Origin of the sequence: Erysipelothrix tonsillarum DSM 14972 (assembly GCF_000373785.1) — a bacterium.
GTDB lineage: Bacteria > Bacillota_I > Bacilli_A > Erysipelotrichales > Erysipelotrichaceae > Erysipelothrix > Erysipelothrix tonsillarum.
Genome location: NZ_KB892377.1, coordinates 142,985 through 164,965, shown reverse-complemented (window position 1 = coordinate 164,965; position 21,981 = coordinate 142,985). Strand labels below are relative to the sequence as shown.

Below are 21,981 nucleotides of genomic sequence, written 5' to 3'. Positions count from 1 at the left end.
TGCGAAATATTGTGCAAATGAAACAAAAAAAAGACCCCTTTCAGGATCTAGTTAATTTCATATAGTTCTTTGAAGAATTCATTAATCTCTGCAATCGAGTCAATTAATTCTTCTTTATCTTGTAGATGCAGTAACAGTCGATCAGCCATGGCTTCATGAAATTGATTGTGTATTTCCATCACGGACTCACCCTTCTCCGTTAGACGAAGGCGGTAAATACGGCGGTCAGACTCATCTTGTTCACGAAGAACATAACCTTTTTGACTTAATCTATTGATGGTGGTTGTGAGTGTCCCCTGCGTAATTCGCAACGACTCCGCAACATCACGCATCATTTTAGATTTACTTTTTTGAATGCTTTCAAGTGCATGAATTTCCGTCATAGATAATCGAACACCATGAACTCGATGATATCGTTCTTCTAATATTAATATTTGATTAAAAATATCAACCAATAATTCATTAATTACTTTACCAGCATCATCTCTCATGATTTATTATTTTTCTAAAGCTTTTTGAGCTTTACCAACTAAAGTTGTAAATCCTTTTGGATCGTGGATAGCAATTTCTGATAACATTTTACGGTTAATTTCGATATTTGCTAAACGAAGACCATGCATTAATTGGCTGTAACTCATGTCATTTAGACGAGCAGCAGCATTAATACGTGTGATCCATAATTTACGCATCTCACGTTTTAATTGTTTACGGTCACGGTAAGCATAACGTTGTGAACGCATAACTTGTTCATTAGCTGTACGGTAAAGTACATGTTTTGAACCATAGTAACCTTTCGCTAATTTTAATGTTCTTTTACGGCGTGCACGTGACGCTACTGAATTTGTTGATCTTGGCATACTAATTCATCCTTCCTTAATCTTGTAACAAATGCTTGATGCGTTTGTAATCGCTCTTAGAAACTAATGTAGCTTTACGTAGTTGGCGATTTTGTTTATTTGTCTTATGTCTAGCAAAGTGAGAAACATAAGCATGTTGTCTTTTTAATTTTCCTGTTCCTGTACGTTTAACACGTTTTGCTAAAGTACGTTTTGTTTTCATTTTAGGCATAACTGGCCCTCCTCTTATAAACTATTTCTTTTTATTTGGAGATATTACTACAGACATTGTATTTCCTTCGAGTTTTGGACGTTTTTCAACTGACCCTAGGTCCGCACATTGCTCGATGAAGCTATCCATTGTCTTTCGTCCAACCTCTAAACGAGTGATAAGACGTCCTCTAAATCTCATGTCAACTTTAACTTTAATGCCTTCTTCTAACCATTTACGAGCATGACGTAACTTTGTATCAAAGTCATGTTGATCAATAACTGGTGATAAACGAAGGGGTTTAATTTGGGTAACATGTTGATGTTTCTTCGCTTCTTTCGCTTTCTTTTGTTGTTCAAAACGATAGCGACCGTAATCCACGATTTTACATACTGGTGGATTTCCATTAGGCGCAACACAAAGCAAATCAAGATTGTGCTCATTTGCTTTTTCTAAAGCTTCGCGACGCGTAAGGATTCCCAGTTGTTCACCTTTAGGTCCAATAACAAGAACTTCTTTAAATCGAATTGCTTCGTTAATTAAATCCTCTGGTCCTTTTGGTTTTTCATTTCCATATCTTCTACTAATAAAATTCACCTCCTTGTGGTGTAAACAATAAAAAATGTGTCTCATTATAGGAAACACACTCAAAGGTATAAATTAATATAGACCTAAGCTTATTACCTATGAATGAATCATCAGGTGAGAAGTGTGCTTCTGCTTTCTTATTGCTTGGTAAGTATATCACGGTCATCTCAACATGTCAATGAAATACTCAATAACAGCTCCGGAAACAAAGTCCACAAAGCGTGAATTATTAGCCCACCTATTATACATTTATTTTCACAGTATGCCTATACTTATTCTGAATATAAGTGTTTTTAGGTCATCGCCCTAACACAATTGTATAAATCCAAGAAAAAAGCACCCCCTAGGGTGCTTAAAAACTATTCAGAATCTTTTTTCTTATGTACAATTTCTAAATGTAATTCTTCAAGTTGCTTATCCACTGCTGGAGATGGCGCATTCGTTAATGGGCATCGTGCGGATGCATTTTTAGGGAATGCGATGACATCACGAATTGTATCAGAATGTGTTAAGGCCATTGCGAAGCGATCTAAACCGAAAGCAATACCACCGTGTGGCGGTGTTCCGTATTTAAAGGCATCAACAAAGAAGCCAAAGCGTTTTTTGATTTGTTCCGGTGTAAACCCAATAATCTCAAACATTTGTTCTTGCAATTCTTGACGATAAATACGCATTGATCCTCCGGCAATTTCAAAACCATTCAAGACAAGGTCATAAGCTTGGGCAATGACTTTAAGGGGTTCTGTATCCAAGAGTGCTTCATCTTCTTCACGTGGAGCTGTAAAGGGATGGTGACGCGCAATAATAACATCTTCATCCATCTCAAACATTGGGAAGTCCACAACCCAACAGTATGCGAATTTATTTTCAGGTATTAACTTATAATCTTTCGCAAGTTGTAAGCGTAGTGCCCCAATGGCTGTACAGGTTTTTTCCCATGCGCCACTACCGATAAACACCACATCGCCAACTTCTAAATCATACTCTTGAATCATTTGTTGGCGTTCTTGTTCATCAATGAATTTCGCAGCACTACCACTGAAACCTTCAGCTTCAACTTTTAAGACAACAAGTCCTTTGAGACCGTTCTTCTTAACAAGTTCGGTGTATTTATCCATGACTTTACGTGACATTGAATCTGCATGTCCTTTTAGAACTAATCCTTTTAATACACCGCCTTCTTTGATGGTATCACTGAAGACTTTAAACTCACTAAGCATAAAGATTCGGTTAAAATCTTGTAAATACATTTCAAAGCGCATATCTGGTTTATCGGAACCATAAACATTTAGTGCATCTTCAAAACGAATCTGCGGAATACGGGGTTTTTCAAGATCTAAAACATTCACCATAACGTTGTTTACAACTTCTTCAATTAAAGTCATAAATTGTTGTTGATCTAAGAAGGAAGCTTCAATATCAACTTGAGTAAAGTCTAATTGACGGTCCGCACGAAGGTCTTCGTCACGGAAACAACGTGCGACTTGATAATAGCGTTCTAGCCCACCAATCATAAGTAATTGTTTAAAGATTTGTGGTGATTGCGCAAGTGCGTAAAACTCCCCTTCATGAACGCGTGATGGAACTAAATACTCGCGTGCTCCTTCAGGTGTCGATTTGGTAAGCATGGGTGTCTCAACATCAATAAATCCCATCTCATCAAGCGTACGACGCATTTCAGTAACAATACGTGCACGAGTAATGAGTTTGTTTTGCATAACTGGACGTCGCAAATCAAGGTAACGATATTTTAACCGTGTCTCTTCCAATGCATCCGTTTCATCCGCAATAATCATAGGTGTTTGAGCAGCTTTATTAATAATCTTAACTTCACTGACTTCAATCTCAATGTCGCCTGTAGGCATCTTTGGATTTTTATCTTGACGCTCACGAACCGTACCACTTACAGCAATTACAAATTCATTTTTTAATTCTTGTACAATGGGGTATTCATCGTGATTCACAACTAATTGTACCAATCCACTTCGATCACGTAAGTCAATAAAGTTAATTGATCCAAAATTACGACGTTTCGCAACCCAACCAACTAGCTCTACATGTTCCCCAACATTCTCAATTCTTAAATCTCCATTATGATGTGTTCTTTCCATTATTTCGCTCCAATCCATTTTTTAACTTGTTCAACAACATCCTCGTGTGCAACACGACATTGTTCTTGTGTTTCAATATTTTTTAACGTTACAACCTTGGCTTCAACTTCATCGCTTCCGCAAATCATAGCGATTTTAGCGTTATAGCGATCCACTTGTTTAAACTGTGCTTTCATAGATTTGTTGTAATAATCCATATCTGCGTCAAAGCCTGCTTCGCGCAATGCCTCAATCATTTTAAATACGGATGCATTCGCTTCACTTCCAAGCGGCATTCCAAAGACATCGATGCGATCTTCCGTATCAAATTCAACCCCTGCTAGATCAGCATAAAGCAAGAGTCGTTCAAGCCCCATTGCAAAGCCGATGGCATCAACAGAAGGTCCACCAAAATATTCAACCAACTTACTATAACGTCCCCCCGCAAAGATCGTAGATTGTGATGCAGCTTTGGGATCCGTTGAAATCAACTCATAAACCGTGTGGTGATAATAGTCAAGCCCGCGTACTAAACGTGCATCGATTTCATATTCAATACCTTGTTCATCAAGCGTCCGTTTGAGTGCTTCAAAATAGTCGCGTGATGATTCATTGAGATAATCATGATTCACAGGTGCTGTTTTCATTGCAGGATGATCTTGATCCACTTTACAATCAAGCATGCGCAATGGATTTTGCTCGTATCGTCGTTGACAGTCGCCGCACATGGTATCAACATGTTCTGCAAAATGATCGCGTAATGCTTTTTTATAAGCGTCTTGTGATTCTTGGTCGCCTAAGGTATTAATCACTAACTTGAACTGAGTAATACCCACTTCTTTAAGAATGTTAATTCCTACAAGCATCGATTCAATATCAATGTAAGGGCTGGCTTCACCCAAAAACTCAACACCAAATTGGTGAAAAATTCGCAAACGGCCTGCTTGCGGTCTTTCATAACGGAAGTTTGGTGCTATATAGAAATATCGTTGCAAGGCACCACCTGTGGCATAAAGCTTATGTTCAACAAAACTTCGTACAAGTCCCGCAGTCCCCTCCGGTTTTAGCGTCAGTGAGCGTTGACCTCGATCTTCAAAGGTGTACATCTCTTTATTAACAACATCACTTCCATCATTACCACGTGCAAACACATTCGTATGTTCAAAAACAGGTGTTCTCATTTCGGTAATGTGATAACGATCACACATCTCGCGTGCAATGCGTTCAATATATTGCCATTTTTTGGCTTCCTCACCGTACACATCTTGTGTTCCACGAGGAGCGCGATAATTCTCTGACATAATTCTACCTCCTATATATATAAAAAGGTGCTACCAAGGACGCAAAACGCGTGGTACCACCTTTGTTTTTTACTTAATCTCTTAACGCGAGTCACGACAATTCCTACTGATTCAAAATTGTATCTCCCATGTGTCCCATCTCTTTTTTGATATGCTTTTCACCAACCAGCATTTCTCTACCATCAAACCGAGATTTAATCATGATCTTCGAATATGATATTACTTTAACACAATGCCTGCGTTATTGCAATTACAAAGTAATACGATCAACACGAATCACACTGTCAACCTTACGAAGATTGGCAATCAAGGCTTTGAGATGTTCCGCGTCTCGTACAACCGCTCTCATCGTTGTAGTTGCGTGAATTCGGTCCTCATTTATTTCTGAGTTTACTGCATTCAGTCTGACTTTTAATTGCGATGCAATGGTTATAATATCTGTGAGTAAAAAATTGCGGTCCGTTGATAAAATTTGAAGCACCGCTTCATATTCACCTTGTTCATGATTTTCTTCCCACTGAACATCAATAAGTCGTGCTGTTTCGTTTGCGATGTTTGGACAATCTTTCCGGTGAACTTTAACGCCATTCCCCTTAGTTACATATCCAACAATTTCATCACCATAAACGGGATTACAGCAGTTACTCAAGCCAATCATCATCGAATCAATACCTGAAACACTGACCCCCGATTTACTTGTGGATTTGCTTTGCTGCGTTGCACTTCGTGCGACCACTTTTTCAACTTTACTGTTTTCATCGTTAAAGCTCTTATTGAGATCAAGCTTTTCAAAAAGTGCTGCAAAGGATAACGACTTCGAAGCAATGGCATACATCAAATCATCAAAAGAATTAACTGAAAACTGATTGTAGACACCTTCAAAACGTTTTGATGCTTTTAATTCCTTTTCATCAATGCCTCGACGTTTGCACTCTTCCTTAAACATCGCCTCCCCTTTATCCACAACTTCTTTACGATTATCCATCTGTTGTTTTAAAAGGAAACTACGAATTTTATTACGAGCATGTGTTGTCTGTACCACCTTAAGCCAATCTTCACTTGGAGTAGACTGTTTAGATGTTTTAATCTGCACGACATCCCCTGTTTTAAGCGGTGTATTCAGTGGTACCAATGTACCATTCACAATCGCACCTACGGTTTGATGTCCTACTTCCGTATGAACACGATAGGCAAAATCAATCGGAGTAGCCCCATTAGGTAGTCCAATGACGCGCCCTTTAGGAGTCATTACATAAACATTGGCTTCAAAGATATCTTTTTGCAGTACATTCATATAATCCTGAGCATTTTCATCCACACCCTCAGTGAGGATATTAATGTCTCTAAACCAAGAAAGGCGATCTTCAATTTCCTTTTGATTCGCTTCTTGATTGGTATTGCCTTCTTTATAACGCCAATGCGCCGCAACCCCGCGCTCGGCAATTTCATCCATTTGTTTCGTTCGAATTTGAACTTCAAAAATGGCACCCTCTTCTCCAACAATAGTAGTATGGAGCGATTGATACATATTCATTTTCGGCATTGCGATATAATCTTTGAGGCGACCGGGTATTGGTCGATAATTTGCATGAATGTGACCAAGAATTTCATAGCAATTTAATTCGGACTCCGTAATAATACGAATTGCTAACAAGTCCAAAATTTCATCAAAGCGCTTATGTTTGGTGGTCATTTTTTTATAAATTGAGTAGAGGTGTTTTGAACGACCAAAAATATTGAAACGAATATTGTTTTCAAGAAGCAATTCCGCAATATCTTCAATCATGCGAGTCACTTGCGCATCGCGTTCCGCTTTACGATCATCGACGAGGCGCGCGATTTCATAATACTTATCGCGATGAAGATAACTAAAACTTAGATCTTCCAATTCATTTTTAATTTCTCCAAGTCCCAATCGGTGGGCAATCGGTGCATAGACATCAAGTGTTTCAGCCGCAATTTTTTTCTGCTTTTCGGGTTTGTGGTATTGGAGCGTACGCATATTGTGTAATCGGTCCACGAGTTTAATAAAAATAACGCGAACATCTTTCGCCATCGCAATAAAAATTTTACGGTGATTTGCTGCAAGATATTCTTTCTCATCTTTAAATTCAATATTTCCGATTTTAGTAACACTTTCCACAAGTGTTGCAATTTCATCGTTAAATTCTTCAGCAAGTTCTTCTTTACTTACGTCACAATCCTCAATAACATCATGCAACAATCCTGCCGCAATTGTTGTTGGAGACATACCCAGATTCGAGAGAATATAACCTACATGCAAAATATGAACAATATACGGTTCACCACTTTTACGATATTGACCTGAATGTTTTTCTTCCGCAAATTTATACGCATGTGTAATTAATTCAATATTTTCAGGTGATGTAATGTATTTTGACGTTTCTTCGAGAATCATGTCAAAACTTATATCTTGAAATTGTCTCATAGGCTACCTCCAAATTTGTAAAAGAACGAAGGGATCTTCGTTCTTAGTATTGCATAATTGTAAAGACTTCATAGCCCTCAAGTTTATCGCGGCCATGTAAATCTTCAAGTTCGATGAGGAAACCACATCCCACAACTTCTGCGCCCAATTCTTCAATAAGTGCTACAGAAGCTTCTACGGTACCACCTGTTGCAAGCAAGTCATCGATGATGAGAACTTTCTGGCCTGGTTTTACACCGTCTTTATGGATATGGAGTTCGTTGGATCCATATTCTAAATCATATTTGTAACTTACTGTCTCACGTGGTAATTTACCCGGTTTACGAACAGGTACAAATCCAATATTCATTGCATAGGCTACTGGACATCCGAAGATAAATCCTCGTGACTCAGGTCCAACAATCACATCTGCACCCACTTTACGTGCAAAGCTTTCAAATAAACGCGTTGCTTCAGCAAAGGCATCGCCGTTTGCCATTAAAGGGGTAATATCTCGAAACTTGATGCCCTCTTTCGGGAAATCATCAATTGTTGCAATATAGTTTTTTAAGTCCATAACATCCTCCAAAGTACATTACTTATTATATCATAGTTTTTTCTTTTTCTTGTATTTATTGAAGTAGAAAAAACCGCTACCACCGACGATGGTCAATACAATGATTAGAAGCGATATAATGATGAAATGATCATCCGTTTTCGCAAGTTTATTAAAAGTAATCACGTAATCACTGTTTGTTACCGAAAACTTCAGACGGTCCTCATTAGAAACCGCTACCTCTTGGTTGGTAAACTCAAGATCATTTTTGTTTGTGCGTTCGTAAATAAAATGCATTTGAGAAAATGTTGAATCAATGAGTTTTGCCGAAAGTTCAACCGATGTACCTTCTCCAAACTGTGCCTGATTCGCAAACTGCAATTCAAAAGCACGGCCTGATAGTTGCTCATACAATGGTGACTGCTCCGTTATTTGAGTAATTTTAAATCGCAAATCAACATCATGAGGGTACGCCCCCTTAAAATTATAAATTATAAGAGGTACATTACGCTTATCAACTAAGTGCACGGCCAATTCTTTACCCTTTAGTGTGCTCATCACCCCTTCGGGAATGATAAACGATTCGAGATGTTCCATGTCTTTCTCTAGAAGGACATCATCTAGAACCAGAATAATTTCTGATTGATCATTCTTAGCAATAAATTCGTTTAATATTTCTTCAGGAAGGGTTAATGCATAACGTTGGTTCTCAACCTTACTCATATTATCCGTGACAAGCACCAGACGGTTTCCCTCTTCCTTATCTACTTTAAGTTTTAAGATATCAGCGCCGGTATCCGTCTGTTTTGACTTTACCGTCACTTCGAGTACCGCCGTCTGTTCACCTACCGTTGCCGTCACTTTCGTTTTCCCAATTTTTTTACCAACTAAACGACCTGATTCAACCGTCACAATAGCATTGTCCTCAGAAACGTATGTTGCATTGCGTGATGTGGTAGTATCATAGGGCACAAATATTAAATCCGGAATATCCACTTCATCTTCCAAGACAAGGGTCAAAGCAGATGGGTTAAACTCAATTTCCCGGAGAGGAATCGTTACAGTGACTTTTACACTAGCGGTAATATCACCAATCCGCGCAGTAATTGTTGTAGTTCCTGCCGCTTTCGCAGTAACTTTCCCATTCACAACATCAGCTACCGCAGTATTTTCAGATGTCCAAATAATACTTTTTTCTTTCATAGCGTCATTGCTCAATGTATATTCAAGTTGATATTCAAAGCCGCGATTAATATACACATCATTATTTTTGAAATTAATCGTCCCATCAAGGGTAATGACTTTGACACTTAATTCTTTTGTGTACTCTTCTTGACCATCCACAGCAATAATTGTAATAATGGATGATCCCTTTGTATGCGTAGAGATTAAACCCGTTTCCGAAACACTGACAATGTCTGGATTTTCACTTTTAAACGAAACGGTTGCTTGCTTACTTAAACCCTCTAAAGTGTAATCAATCTGCATGCTTGAGTTTTCATATAACTCATACTTCCCTTGTTTCACTTTAATGGGATCCTTAACCGGTTCAATTTCATCTTGCGTTGCAGCAACACGATGTGCGGTAGGAGGAATTTTTTGGGTAATGGGTTGTTTATTTAATTGAGGATTTTGCCCAACACCACTAATGAGTAATACTGAAGCTAATAAGGTTTTAATCATAAGACGCCTCCCATTCAATAGTCATATCATATCACAAGTTATTCAAAATCTTCTACGAACAATGCATTTTTTGAGCGACTGTCTAAATCTAAGGTTCCAATTAAACGATGTGCTGCTTGAAGTTCATATTTTTGAAATTGTTTCGAGAAAAAAACCGCTTCATCCAATTGAAAATTTTTAAAAGCATACTTATAACCATAACCATTCAGGTTATATAATTGAAAGTCACGCGGAATTGGTAAACTAATCAGAGGCATTTTGAAACCCTCACCAAACGGTTCCAGTTGACGCAATTCATCAAGGGCCGTCTTTGTAATTAAGGAAGGATCAATAGCCAATACCGTCTCGCGACGGCCTTCATACGGACCAAAATCACGTACGACTTGATTCAAGTCGCTTTTAAAGGATTCAAATGTTGCTTTATTTAAAGTCATCCCGTATGCGAAATCATGACCTCCCATTGCAACAAAATAGTCCGGATCAACACTTGTAAATATATCTTGCAATGAAAATGTCATACTGCGAGCACTACCTTTTAAAACATTATCATACTCCGTAAGCACCAAAGTTGGTTTCATGGTTTCTTGTGCAACCTGATTCGCAACAATTCCCAAGAGTCCTTCGTGGAATCGCTTATCCACAATAATTTGAATTGGATCATCATTAACATGGTTCATCGCTACTTCTTTTAGCGCTTTTCCCTGTTCTTTACGGTATTGATTCAATTCAAATAGTTGCTTCGCATATGATGTGATGACAGCTTCATCCGAGGTCGTAAAATATTGAACCAAAGTATTTACGTTCGCTAAATCGCCCAAGCGCCCAACGGTATTAATCTTAGGAATGGCTTGGAATGATAATAATTTGGCAGAATAATTGGTGAAACGGTTACGTTTTACCAAGGCATCAAATTGTAAAAATTGATTTTGATTCAACGCCACTAAGCCATTGCGAACCAATTCCCGGTTCTTGCCCCATAACGGCATCACATCAGCAATGGTTGCTGTACATGCAAGTGACAACATGTATTGATCAGCAAGCCCCATCGTTTCCGCGACACAAAAAATCAAACCGCTCGCACACATAGATGCTTCATATGGACTGCATACATCCGGATGCAAAAATGCCTCCGTATTTATAGGTTCATCAATAATATGATGATCCACAACTGCAACTTTCATGCCCAACGATTGTGCATAGGCAATTTCTTCGTGAGCCTTGACACCATTATCAATAATTAAGACATCGCGATAACCGCGTTCATGAGCCATTGTAATTGTTTCTTTGGAAACACCATACCCCTCTTTAAGTCGATTGGGAATATAGTAACCTACCTCAATATTACATTTCTTTGCGAGCAACACCGCAATACTTGTTGAAGAAACACCATCACAATCATAATCACCACAAACAATAAGTTTCGTAGCATTTTTATAAAATTGAATGATTGAGTCAATCGCATCATTTGTGACAATGTGATCCGATGGATTGAATAACTCTTGCATTTGAGAATCTGATAAATGCATGGATTCAAGTGTTTGTTGTACAAGGGGTGATAAAGAATTAAGCATATCGTTCACGTTTTAGGACCCACCTTCTAAGTAACCAAGCAATACAATAGAGAATAATTAACGCTAAATAAATTGAGAAAATCATCATCATCAAAATCGCAATCATCTCAACCGTAATTGGCACCGGAATAATAATTAAAATCGGTGTCGATATAATCGCAAAGAGAATCACATTTAAGACTAACGAGTCAATAAATTCAGCTTCGAACAGATCTAAATCAAAGAATCGATTTAGTGAATACTGCGAACTGTAATAACAACCGATAATCATTGGAATAGTCCAGACGATATAAACCGTCTCTCGACTCCATTTTATATGATAAATCATTGTTAAGAAAACAAATAGCGCTGCCGAGAGCACACTCAGAATCGGTATGAGCACACTCCGCTTAAAGCCAAAAATACAACTTACCATAATCCATGATGCCAGAATAAATACGCCCAACGTCAAATAAAAATTAACATCTTCAAGCGGGAATAAATTCTCATGGGTATCATAATAAGTCCCTTTAACATCAAACTTTGTTTTAACACCACGGGCCGCAGCACCGAGTTGTTTCGATGTTACATTTTCATCAAAGTGAATCCATGTATCACCTTGCTCAGTTACCTCATAACTCAATTGATTATCAAAAATCCCAACTTCATATAAGGTAGCTTGCAATTCAAGATACGCCGTAGAACGTGCATCGTTCATAATAAGAACATTTTGATTGGCAAAATCCCACCCCTTATGTAAGTCAATGCCTTTTGGGATTGCAAACAACGTGCTCAGCAACAAAATTGCTAACATCACAGAAACGGTATTTTTAAACAACGAATGTGTTGGCTGCGTCATTTTTAAGACATTGATGTTTTGAAAATGCACAAAGTTTGACGATTCAGGAATTTTAAGTAAAAATCGTTCAAATACAAAATTAAACAAAAGAAACTGGATTAGGACAATATAGCCTAAAAAGATCATATACCATCCGGTTCGTATAAGACCGTAACGATTTAAGACCACCGCTACAAATCCAAAAATGAGATAAAATGCCGAATGGAGGAGCGACACACGTATGTGACGCTTACGGATATCCTGACGTGACGACACGACTTCATGCAATGTCAGCCCTTCAGAATCCAAGAGATACATTTGTTTTTGGTATACAAGCATCATAAATGATATTAAAACCGAATACCAAAGTGATTTTGTAAATGGATAACCAAACAGAGAAACAAGAAGCAGCGATAACATCACGCTAATGACAATCTCCATCCCTGCAATCCAGCCAAAAAACCTAAACCTAAAACAAAAATAGCCTGCGGTTAAAGCCATAAATAAAATCAAATATAAGCTGATAAAACTTTGGGTACTAATTAACTTTGTCACGGAACCAAATGTACCCGTATTCCAAACAACTAAGTCCGAAACATGAGCTTCAATACTATTGACTAAGTCAGAAATATTTTCAACACCCGAAAAAGATAACGCATAGTGATTGGTATCAATCACTCGTTTACGCCATTCCCGATTATTACGTGTTTGGTTTGAAAGAAAATTATTCAACCCAGTCCGATCTTTCGTCTCAACAATAAGACGGACATCATGACCAAATCCCAATCCCGTATTTAATCTACCAACGGTTGTAATGGTTAAAAAACCCACCAGAACCGAAACAATGATGACGATAAACGAAACCCTTAACTCAGCTTTTGTTTTCATTGAATCTCCTCATCCTCAAATAAATTTGTATAGTCTTCAAGAGATGATTTCAAGCCATTAATTTTCGACTCTGTTGCGAGCCATCTTACAACGTCTTCATCCGTTGTTTTAAAAATATCATCGGCCAATTCACTTAACCGTGTTGGCTCTTTATGACGCCATACATAGGTTGTAAACATGCGGTACAAATCATCATATGAAACGCCTTCTAATCCATTATTATGTATTTGACGAAGTCTTAATGTTAGTAACAATTTAAATTGTTGTGTATTATCATCTTTCATACATTCACCTCGTCTCATCACGTATATGATACACGAAAAACACAAAAGAAAAAACTCTAACTAGAGAGTTTTAACGTATTCTTTAAATATGTTACCACGATTCTCAAAATTTTCAAATTGATCGTAGCTCGCACAAGCCGGAGATAAGACAATAACATCCCCTTTTACGGCATTTGCTTTTGCCTCAATAAATGCGGTTTTCATCGTATCCACTTTAATTGCGAATGGAAATACTGTTTGAATCTGATCTGCACTTTCACCGAATACATAGAGTGCTTTAAGCCGATCTTGATAAGGTTTAAGTAGATCAAATGATATATGCTTATCAAAGCCACCTGCCAGTAAAATAATTGGCTTGTCGAAGGCTTTGAGGCATACTTCAGTAGACTCCGGATTGGTCGCTTTTGAATCATTATAATAGCGCACACCCTCTATTTCATCAACAAATTCAATACGGTGTTCCACACCGCTAAAACTACGGATTACTGCTTGAATCGATGCAACTTCAACCCCAGCCAAAAACGCTAAGGTCGCTGCAAACGCTGCATTCATTAAGTTGTGTTCCCCTACAAGTTTTAACGTCGAAACTTCAAACAAAGGCGTATCTAAGAAATACACCCACCCTGATTTGACACAAACATCTGCTTCGTGCGTGATGGATACATTATATACAAGCCCCTCATAATCTTGAGTCAAACGCATAATATTGGCATCATCACAATTACGAACAAATGTTTTCACCTTAGGAAGAATGTTAAGTTTCGCTTGGTAATAATCATCGACCGCCTTATAACGATCCATATGATCTGGACTTAAATTTAATAAAGCATAAACCTCCGGCGCAAAAGAAGGGGTTCCCTCCATTTGAAATGCCGAAATTTCTAAAGCAACATCACGTGCATAATTTCCGTCATGATAAACAGCTTCACTTAATGCATAGCCAACATTACCCGCAAGCAAAGCATGCGAATCTTTTTTTAATAACATCTCATGCAGACACGTTGTCGTGGTCGTTTTACCATTAGTACCTGATACAGCATAAAATTTAGCATCTGGTGCATATTGAAATGCACATTCAATTTCATTATATACAGTTTGAAATTGAGATACCAAGGGATGATCATTTGGAATCCCTGGGTTTTTAATGACGTAATCATAGTCATCGACGAGATTCAAATCACGATCATTGAGCGAAACATGAATCCCCATTGCTTCAAGTTCTTGTCGTTCTGGAAAGTCTTGATTGGTCGTCAGCGTAACATCAAAACCTTCTTTATTAAGGAGTCGTGCACAACCGATTCCCGATCGTGCACCACCAATAATTAATGCCTTCATTTTAGGCGATAGCGTTAAGTGCGAGGCCGATTACAGCAAAAGCAACCCCGAGGGCATAAAAGAAATTGACGACATTTTCTTCTTTCCAGCCATTCAAAGTAAAACTGTAGTGAATTGGTGTATATTTAAAGACTTTTTTATGTCTTAGTTTCCACGACGTACGTTGGATGATTACACACAGTGTTTCGAAAACAAAAACACCACCAACAATTGCTAATAAGATTTCTTTGTTAAGAAGTACTGCAACACCTGCAAATAAAGCTCCAAGTGCAAGTGACCCAACATCACCCATAAATATTTTTGCGGGTTTATGATTGAAAACTAAAAAGCCACATAATGACCCAATAACCGCTAAAATAACCATAAAGATATCCATACGATTCATTGAGTATGCTACAATCGCAAAAGCCACAAATGCAATAACACTGGTTCCGGCGGCTAAGCCATCCATTCCATCGGTTAAGTTTACGGCATTAGATGATCCTGCAAAAATAAACATTAAAAGAGGTAAATAAACCCATCCTAAGTCAAGCGGTTCTTTCATAAATGGAATTGCAAGTTTATTATCGCCACCCATTTTGATATATACAATATAGAATGCAACCGCAAGTACCAACTGTCCAAACATTTTTAGACGCGGTGATAATCCATCATTTTTACCCTCTTTAACGATTTTGTAATCATCAATCAGTCCTATAAGTGCATAAGCTGCATATACCCCAATAAGGAGTATTACAGAACCGTTAAAATTGAATCCATTAAATATCAAGGCCACAATTACCGGAACAATCACAAAGATAAATCCGCCAAATGTAGGTGTTTTTTGTTTATTTTTAAATTCATCCAATGCATATTCACTTACTTTTTGTTCCATCTTACTTTCTTGAAGGTAATTGATAAACCTTGGGTAAGCAACTACGCTCAATGCAAATGCTGTCAGCATCGCTAAAATTCCTACAATCATAATCTTTCTCCCTTACATCTTACTCATTATACCAAATTCTTAGTTCAGTTTTAATGAAATCGTATCTTCTTTCGTGAAAACGGTGCCGGGTTGGATGGACTGTTCAACCACATAACCGGAGCCCGATAATTCAACATTTAACCCCGAAATGCTCATAAAACTCAACACTTCTTTTCGTGTCCACCCTTTAAAATCAGGCATCGTCATATTATGATCCCCTGTATAAAGGTACACACGCTCATTATTAATGACTTGACGGTTCACCTCAGGTTGTTGATTAATAACCGTTTCACCATCACCGATTAGAATCGGTTTATAGCCTAAAGCTTCCAATGATTCTTTCGCCTTATTGACTGGAGTGTTGATATAGTTTTCTAATTCCTGAACGGTAATTTCAGTAATTGATTCCTTACCACCCTTATTAGTCATGCCATAAGTAGCTGCAATTTTGTGCAACACATCGCGGATATATACCGCAGAATAATCGACATCATGGCCATAGTTCGCTTTATAAGCTGTATAAACCAAGACTTCCGGGTCTTCGTATGGTAAAGCTACAGCACTGGAGAAGTTATAGATTGTTGGCGAATATCCTGGAACCCCCTCCACAACAGTCTGTGCGGTTCCTGTTTTCGCGATTACATTTGTCTCTGCGATATTAAAACGATACCCTGAACCCGTAATATCTACAACATATCGCATTAAATCTTGCACTTTTTTTGAAGTTTCTTCTGAAAAAACACGACCAAGGTTCTGTGTTTGTCCTTTATAAGTAACTTCACCTGTCTCAGAATTTTTAATCTCATCGATATAATAAGGTTTAACCATGACTCCTTTATTCAATACCGCAGTATAGGCTTGAGCTAACTGAAGGACTGAAGCACTTGACCCTTGTCCAAAACCATTACTGATTTTTTCAAGCGGTTCTTGCCATAAATCATAACCTTGTTCTTCAGGTATTTTATCTGTATTTACATTTTTGAAAAAGCCGAGTTTATAGAGGTAATCATGATGCACCTCTGGATCTAATTTATTTGTGAGCAGTTCTGCAATCATAACGTTAGAACTTAAAGCATAACCATAATCATATCGCATTTGGCCGTAGGTATATCCACCGGCATTGGTTATAGTATGAACGCTTCCGTCCTCACTTGGAAGGCGGAATGCTTTATTATTCTCAACACCAACATGGAACGGATTCGAATCAAAGGTTTCCTCATTATTCCAAACCCCTTCTTCGATCGCTGCTGCCACCGTAAATGTTTTCATTGTTGATCCAGGTTCGAAAGTACTTTGTGAAACACGGTTCGTAAATCCGTTTGTAAAATCGGGCGCGTTCGGATCAAAACTTGGTGCATCACCCCATGCAAGAATTTTTCCTGTTTTGACTTCCATCACAAGACCCCATGCTTCAGAAGCCTTAACCCCAGGATCTTGTGTAATTCCTACAAGCGCACGTTCAAGAGAATCTTGAATACCACGATCAAGGGTCAACTTAATATCATTACCATTAACTGGGTCTTTACGTTGACCATCATCAAAGCGAAGTCGGAAATTATCACGATCATGCGTATATTGTTCAAATCCATTTGTTCCTTCTAGCTCATCATTAAAGGCACTTTCAAGACCCATTTGACCAATCTGAGCTTCCTCTAATTCATCATATTGAGAGTAGCCAATCAATTTTGAAGCAAATACTTTGAGTGGATAATTGCGGGTAATAATTTTCTCAAACATCAAACCAGGAACACCCGATGCTTCAAGCGCCGTTTTTTGATCTAAAGTTAGGTACTTCCCAGCATAACCAAATTCAACCTGCAACGCATCTTGGCTAATAATATCCATAATTTGGTCATAAGGGGTTCCCAACACCTCACTGATTACCTTAGCGGCTTTCTCTTTATCATCAATATGTGCCGGAGTTTTATCAGAATTCATTCGTGACTCGTCCAGACTTGCTTGCAGCGTGTAGGCTACAAGGTCTTGAGCAATTACAGTATCATTTCGGTCGACAATTTTCCCGCGATTTGCTGGAATTTTACGTTCTACAGTATGAATGCCATTGATATCATCACGAAAATCCGTGCCCGAGTTCAAATGATACCCAAGTACGGATACAACAAAAACATTGGCACCCACTACAACAAAGAGGAGCGCCATTGTGATTGAAACAATTAAGACTTTATAGTTTGCACTTTTTCGTAACTTCTTCTTTTCCAAATCTAATCACCATGCTTTACGGTCACAACATTATGTGTGTTATCAAGACCCGCCTCTGTTGCAATTGATACAACACGGTTTGAGTCACTTAAATCTTGAATCTCAGCAGTAAGTTTTTCATTATTAACATTAATATCTGCCTGTTGTTGCTTCACAACTTGAATTTCGCGTGCTAAGCGTGCATTTTCCGAACGAACAAAAATCTGCGTAACAAATGAAAATAATAATGCCATCGTGAATACAAATCCAACTAATCCACTCCAACGAATCGTTTTCTTTTTTCTTTTAATTACGTGTTTTGCCACAATTATTTCACCCTTTCAATTCCTCTTAAGATTGCACTATGTGCGCGATTATTAAATTCTAATTCTTCTGCAGAGGCTTTGAGTGCCTTTGAAACCAATTTGTAATTAAGTATTTCTTCTTCAATAATAGGTAATCGTGGATCCACCTTTTTCGGTTTACCATAATTACTGAAAATTCGTTTAACAATTCTATCCTCAATTGAATGGAAGGTAATCACAACAACGCGTCCACCCGGTTTAATAGCTAGAACAGCCTGCTCGACAGCATCCTTAACCTCTTCGAACTCATTATTGACTTCAATCCGCAAGGCTTGAAATGTTTTCTTTGCTGGATGTCCTTTTTTTAACTCTTTTCCTGGATAAGCACGTTTTATAAGATCAACGAGTTCAAACGTTGTTTCAACGGGGCGGTTTTCCATGATTTGCTTTACAATCCTTCGAGCATAACGCTCATCGGAATTATCCTTAAGAATTTGAACTAAATCTTCTTCTGCATATTCATTAACGACTTCATAAGCACTCAATGCTTGTGTTTGATCCATACGCATATCTAAACGACTATCAAAACGATAACTAAAGCCTCGGTCACCGTCATCAAATTGTGGCGACGATACCCCTAAATCAAATAGAACCCCATCCACCGCTTCAATTCCAAGTTCCTGAAGTTTTTCGGTAAGTTGCGTATAGCTACCATGAACCATGGTTACTTTATCCCCGAATTCTGCTAAGCGCTTCGATGTACGTTCAATGGCATCCAGATCTTTATCGAATCCAATAAGCCTACCGGTAGTCAAATGTTTACAAATTTCGTAACTATGACCTCCAGCTCCTAATGTTGCATCAACATATATCCCTTCTGGATTAATATTTAATAATTCAATTGTTTCATTAAGCATGACTGATATATGTTTCATTAGAAAAACTCCGTTAGCGATTCTGCTATTTCTTCAAAATTCTCGCTCGCAGCTTCACAGTAATCTGTCCATCGTGCTTGATCCCATATTTCTACGTGATCACTTACACCAACAACAACACAATTCTTTACGAGTTGTGCTTCTTGTGTTAAATGCGCAGGGATTCGAATGCGTCCTTGTGAATCTAAGTCACATTCTGCTGCTTTAGACATGATCATATGTGTATACATACGAACTTCTCGTTTTGTTGATGGCAATTTTTTAAGGTTTTCGTAAACCTGTTGCCACTGTTCAAGTGTGTAAATGGCGAGGCATCCATCGAGCCAACGCGTAACAATCATTGTCTCGCCGAGTTCCTCACGGAATTTAGCTGGAACAATGATTCGTCCTTTGGTATCGATATTGTGTTGATATTCTCCAATAAACATTGAATTGTCCCCACTTTCCTCCACTTCTTACCACTTTGTACCACTATTGTATCATAACACCTGTTATATGGGAAGAAATCAACACATAGAAAAAGGAGTGGCTTAAGCCACTCCTAGAGCGTTTATATGAACATTTCACGATTATTTCAGAAAACTTAAGATTAGATTTCGTACAAATTGCACTTTAAATGCGAGAATTGCAATTAAGTAAGCCAATCCAGCAATCAAAATGATTACGATGGTGGATAACTTACCTGGAATGAGGTATTGAATAGGATTTTTCACCAAGATCACAACCACACCCATGATCAATGCTGCAAGAGCAATTTTAATAAAATCTAATGCAATAAAACGTAAACGCGAACGCGGTATATGTTTTTTCATACTCTTGTAAAGTGGAAAACATGATACCAGTGCCGCTAATGAGTAGGCAAAGGACAATCCCGCCAGTGGCATACCAAACTTGCCAAAGATATAACTAAAGATTACCATACCCACTACAAAGAGTACCGATACAAGCACCGTATTGCGTACGGGCCCTTTCATATCCTGATAAGCATAATGAATCCGGAACATTAATTCCCGCATAGCATATGCAAAGAGAACAATCGTATCGCAAATAAAGATTGGAACAATCACCGAAATATCGGCCGGTGTTACAGCACCACGTAAGAATACAAATTCAACAATACCACGTGCTAGTGTAATAAAACCAACCATCGCCGGCAGTACAAACAGTGCAATCATCAAGACTGCATCGTTAATAGAATCATTCACTTTGCGTGGGTCCTTTTCCACAACGCTCTTAGCAATTGTCGGATAGGTAACTTGAAGTATTGCGATAATAAAGATTCCTTGTACAAAACCGATTAGCTTTGTAGCGTAAGTCATGTAACTATAGCCACCTTCACCCTGTAAAACTGTCGCATAGTTTTTCATGACGATATCATTGAATTGACCCAAGAACGACGAGAGAACCAATGGTAATGCGAGTGCCACCATCGAGCGCAAATCATCATCTTTTAAATCGATTACTGCATGATATACAAAACCACTGCGCCACATAAAGAATAGAATAATGATTGCTTGAACAATCAATGCCACCAATTGTGCATAACCCAAGATATAGGGATTTCCTGCTTTACTACTGATAGCAATCCCGGCAATAACAATGATATTCATTGGAATTGTCACCATTGCTGGAACAATAAAATTTCCCTTTACATTGAGGTAACCAGTACCCAATTGCATCACTGCAACTGAGAATACGCCCAAGGCGAGTGTTCGTACAAATACCACTGCATACGCGAGTGTTTCCCCTTTGAAACCCCCAGCTACAATTTTAAGAACCACTTCTGGAACCAAGAACATAAACAAGGACAAGGCTAAGGAAAAGACAATCATAATATTGAGAACATTACTTGCGAATCGATCGCCACGTTTTTTATCTTCATGAGAAATCTTGGTAAGCATGGGTATGACACCCGTAATGAGGGCCGATCCAATAACGGATAAAACGACCGTAGGGATTGCCACCGAAGCATTAAATGCATCTGTAATCGCACCCATTCCAAACATTGAAGATAAAGTAATGTCACGGATAAAGCCTAATACCTTAGACAGAACCCCAATAAACATTACAATAATCGTCGTCTTTTTCATGTTAGATTACACGCCATTCTAGTTCTAAATCAACATCATATTCATCTTTAACACGTTTTTTACACTCGTGAATAACAGCATGAACATCATCAACCGATGCATGACCCACATTCACTATAAATCCAGGATGTTTTTCAGATACCATTGCATCGCCAACCCGGAAACCGCGTAAATCAACACCATCAAAGAGCTTCCATACAAATAATGATTCCCCATCTTTATCTTTAGGGCGTTTAAAAACACTCCCTGCGTTCGCATAATTACGGGGTTGCTTCACATAACGTTCATGACGATAATAAAGCATTTTTTCTAGGGCTTGATTGTAATCCCCTTCAATTGTTTTTAATCCACTTCGCAATACATAAACAGGAAGATCATTCAGTCGTGAATAACGATATCCAAAGAATGATTCATCCGGAATCAGACGTTCGACTTCTTGCGTTTCATAGTTGAATACATCAATCCAACTCACAAATTGTCCTATAGCATATTGCCATTGTCCCGCATTCATAATTAAAGCACCACCGACAGTACCTGGAATATCTTCACAGAATTCCATATCACCTAAGGATTGCTCGCACGCAAACCATGCAAGACGGTTTAGACGTACCCCTGCTTCCGCAACAATTTCGTTATCAATAATCTCTAAATCATTTAATAGAATCGTAATAATAAACACAGTATTATCATCATAGTGTTCTTGAGAAAAAATCATATTTGATCCATTCCCAACTAATACAATGCGTTTCCCTTGATGGTCGCGTAATGCTTCCACTAATCCGTCAACAGTATGAGGTATAATCACCGTCTCTGCGGTTACATCTAACCTCATTGTATTATAGCGTTTTAACGACGCATTTTTCATCACAAAATAATCTGCCATAAGAACTCCTTTTATAT

General features: G+C 38.2%; 20 protein-coding genes. All 20 read right to left on the bottom strand.

Going from position 1 to position 21,981, the window contains the following annotated elements; all coding sequences use genetic code 11:
- Nucleotides 1–47 precede the first annotated feature (47 nt).
- The gene (locus tag B096_RS0100770; protein ID WP_018578873.1) at nucleotides 48–491 is read right to left on the bottom strand and encodes a MarR family winged helix-turn-helix transcriptional regulator; all 444 of its coding nucleotides are present in this window, start codon (nucleotides 489–491) and stop codon (nucleotides 48–50) included.
- Between the two features lie 6 nt (nucleotides 492–497).
- Entirely contained in the window at nucleotides 498–857 is a 360-nt protein-coding gene (rplT, locus tag B096_RS0100765) for a 50S ribosomal protein L20 (RefSeq protein WP_003773184.1), read from the bottom strand.
- Between the two features lie 16 nt (nucleotides 858–873).
- Nucleotides 874–1,068, bottom strand: a complete 195-nt coding sequence (gene rpmI / locus B096_RS0100760; RefSeq protein WP_018578872.1) for a 50S ribosomal protein L35 — start codon at nucleotides 1,066–1,068, stop codon at nucleotides 874–876.
- 21 nt (nucleotides 1,069–1,089) lie between these two features.
- Nucleotides 1,090–1,644 (bottom strand): translation initiation factor IF-3, encoded by a 555-nt coding sequence (gene infC, locus B096_RS0100755; protein ID WP_018578871.1) that lies wholly within the window; start codon nucleotides 1,642–1,644, stop codon nucleotides 1,090–1,092.
- 350 nt (nucleotides 1,645–1,994) lie between these two features.
- On the bottom strand, nucleotides 1,995–3,746 hold the full coding sequence (gene aspS / locus B096_RS0100750; RefSeq protein WP_018578870.1) for an aspartate--tRNA ligase: 1,752 nt from the start codon (nucleotides 3,744–3,746) through the stop codon (nucleotides 1,995–1,997).
- Nucleotides 3,746–5,026 carry a histidine--tRNA ligase gene (gene hisS, locus B096_RS0100745; RefSeq protein WP_018578869.1) on the bottom strand — a complete coding sequence of 427 codons (1,281 nt, stop codon included), beginning with the start codon at nucleotides 5,024–5,026 and terminating at the stop codon, nucleotides 3,746–3,748. The genes aspS and hisS overlap by 1 nt, the downstream gene beginning before the upstream one ends.
- A gap of 250 nt (nucleotides 5,027–5,276) precedes the next feature.
- Nucleotides 5,277–7,475, bottom strand: a complete 2,199-nt coding sequence (locus B096_RS0100740; protein ID WP_018578868.1) for a RelA/SpoT family protein — start codon at nucleotides 7,473–7,475, stop codon at nucleotides 5,277–5,279.
- 43 nt (nucleotides 7,476–7,518) lie between these two features.
- Nucleotides 7,519–8,031 carry an adenine phosphoribosyltransferase gene (locus B096_RS0100735; protein ID WP_018578867.1) on the bottom strand — a complete coding sequence of 171 codons (513 nt, stop codon included), beginning with the start codon at nucleotides 8,029–8,031 and terminating at the stop codon, nucleotides 7,519–7,521.
- 30 nt (nucleotides 8,032–8,061) lie between these two features.
- Nucleotides 8,062–9,693, bottom strand: a complete 1,632-nt coding sequence (locus B096_RS0100730) for an Ig-like domain-containing protein (protein WP_018578866.1) — start codon at nucleotides 9,691–9,693, stop codon at nucleotides 8,062–8,064.
- A 38-nt stretch (nucleotides 9,694–9,731) separates the two neighbouring features.
- Complete coding sequence (locus B096_RS0100725; protein WP_018578865.1) at nucleotides 9,732–11,264, bottom strand: single-stranded-DNA-specific exonuclease RecJ; 1,533 nt, start codon at nucleotides 11,262–11,264, stop codon at nucleotides 9,732–9,734.
- Entirely contained in the window at nucleotides 11,257–12,969 is a 1,713-nt protein-coding gene (locus B096_RS0100720; RefSeq protein WP_018578864.1) for a hypothetical protein, read from the bottom strand. The genes B096_RS0100725 and B096_RS0100720 overlap by 8 nt, the downstream gene beginning before the upstream one ends.
- Nucleotides 12,966–13,253, bottom strand: a complete 288-nt coding sequence (locus B096_RS0100715; protein ID WP_018578863.1) for a post-transcriptional regulator — start codon at nucleotides 13,251–13,253, stop codon at nucleotides 12,966–12,968. The genes B096_RS0100720 and B096_RS0100715 overlap by 4 nt, the downstream gene beginning before the upstream one ends.
- 60 nt (nucleotides 13,254–13,313) lie before the next feature.
- Entirely contained in the window at nucleotides 13,314–14,588 is a 1,275-nt protein-coding gene (gene murD, locus B096_RS0100710) for a UDP-N-acetylmuramoyl-L-alanine--D-glutamate ligase (protein WP_018578862.1), read from the bottom strand.
- Nucleotide 14,589: 1 nt separating this feature from the next.
- The gene (mraY, locus tag B096_RS0100705) at nucleotides 14,590–15,552 is read right to left on the bottom strand and encodes a phospho-N-acetylmuramoyl-pentapeptide-transferase (protein ID WP_018578861.1); all 963 of its coding nucleotides are present in this window, start codon (nucleotides 15,550–15,552) and stop codon (nucleotides 14,590–14,592) included.
- Nucleotides 15,553–15,591: 39 nt separating this feature from the next.
- Complete coding sequence (locus tag B096_RS0100700) at nucleotides 15,592–17,772, bottom strand: penicillin-binding protein (RefSeq protein WP_018578860.1); 2,181 nt, start codon at nucleotides 17,770–17,772, stop codon at nucleotides 15,592–15,594.
- A gap of 2 nt (nucleotides 17,773–17,774) precedes the next feature.
- The gene (locus B096_RS0100695; RefSeq protein WP_003773162.1) at nucleotides 17,775–18,077 is read right to left on the bottom strand and encodes an FtsB/FtsL family cell division protein; all 303 of its coding nucleotides are present in this window, start codon (nucleotides 18,075–18,077) and stop codon (nucleotides 17,775–17,777) included.
- Between the two features lie 2 nt (nucleotides 18,078–18,079).
- Nucleotides 18,080–18,991 carry a 16S rRNA (cytosine(1402)-N(4))-methyltransferase RsmH gene (gene rsmH, locus B096_RS0100690; RefSeq protein WP_018578859.1) on the bottom strand — a complete coding sequence of 304 codons (912 nt, stop codon included), beginning with the start codon at nucleotides 18,989–18,991 and terminating at the stop codon, nucleotides 18,080–18,082.
- Nucleotides 18,991–19,419 (bottom strand): division/cell wall cluster transcriptional repressor MraZ, encoded by a 429-nt coding sequence (gene mraZ, locus B096_RS0100685; RefSeq protein WP_026254076.1) that lies wholly within the window; start codon nucleotides 19,417–19,419, stop codon nucleotides 18,991–18,993. Before mraZ ends, rsmH begins: the two co-directional genes overlap by 1 nt.
- A 141-nt stretch (nucleotides 19,420–19,560) precedes the next feature.
- Entirely contained in the window at nucleotides 19,561–21,081 is a 1,521-nt protein-coding gene (murJ, locus tag B096_RS0100680) for a murein biosynthesis integral membrane protein MurJ (protein WP_018578857.1), read from the bottom strand.
- Nucleotide 21,082: 1 nt separating this feature from the next.
- Nucleotides 21,083–21,964: a UDP-N-acetylmuramate dehydrogenase gene (murB, locus tag B096_RS0100675; RefSeq protein ID WP_018578856.1), complete on the bottom strand. Its 882-nt coding sequence runs from the start codon at nucleotides 21,962–21,964 to the stop codon at nucleotides 21,083–21,085.
- Nucleotides 21,965–21,981 lie beyond the last annotated feature (17 nt).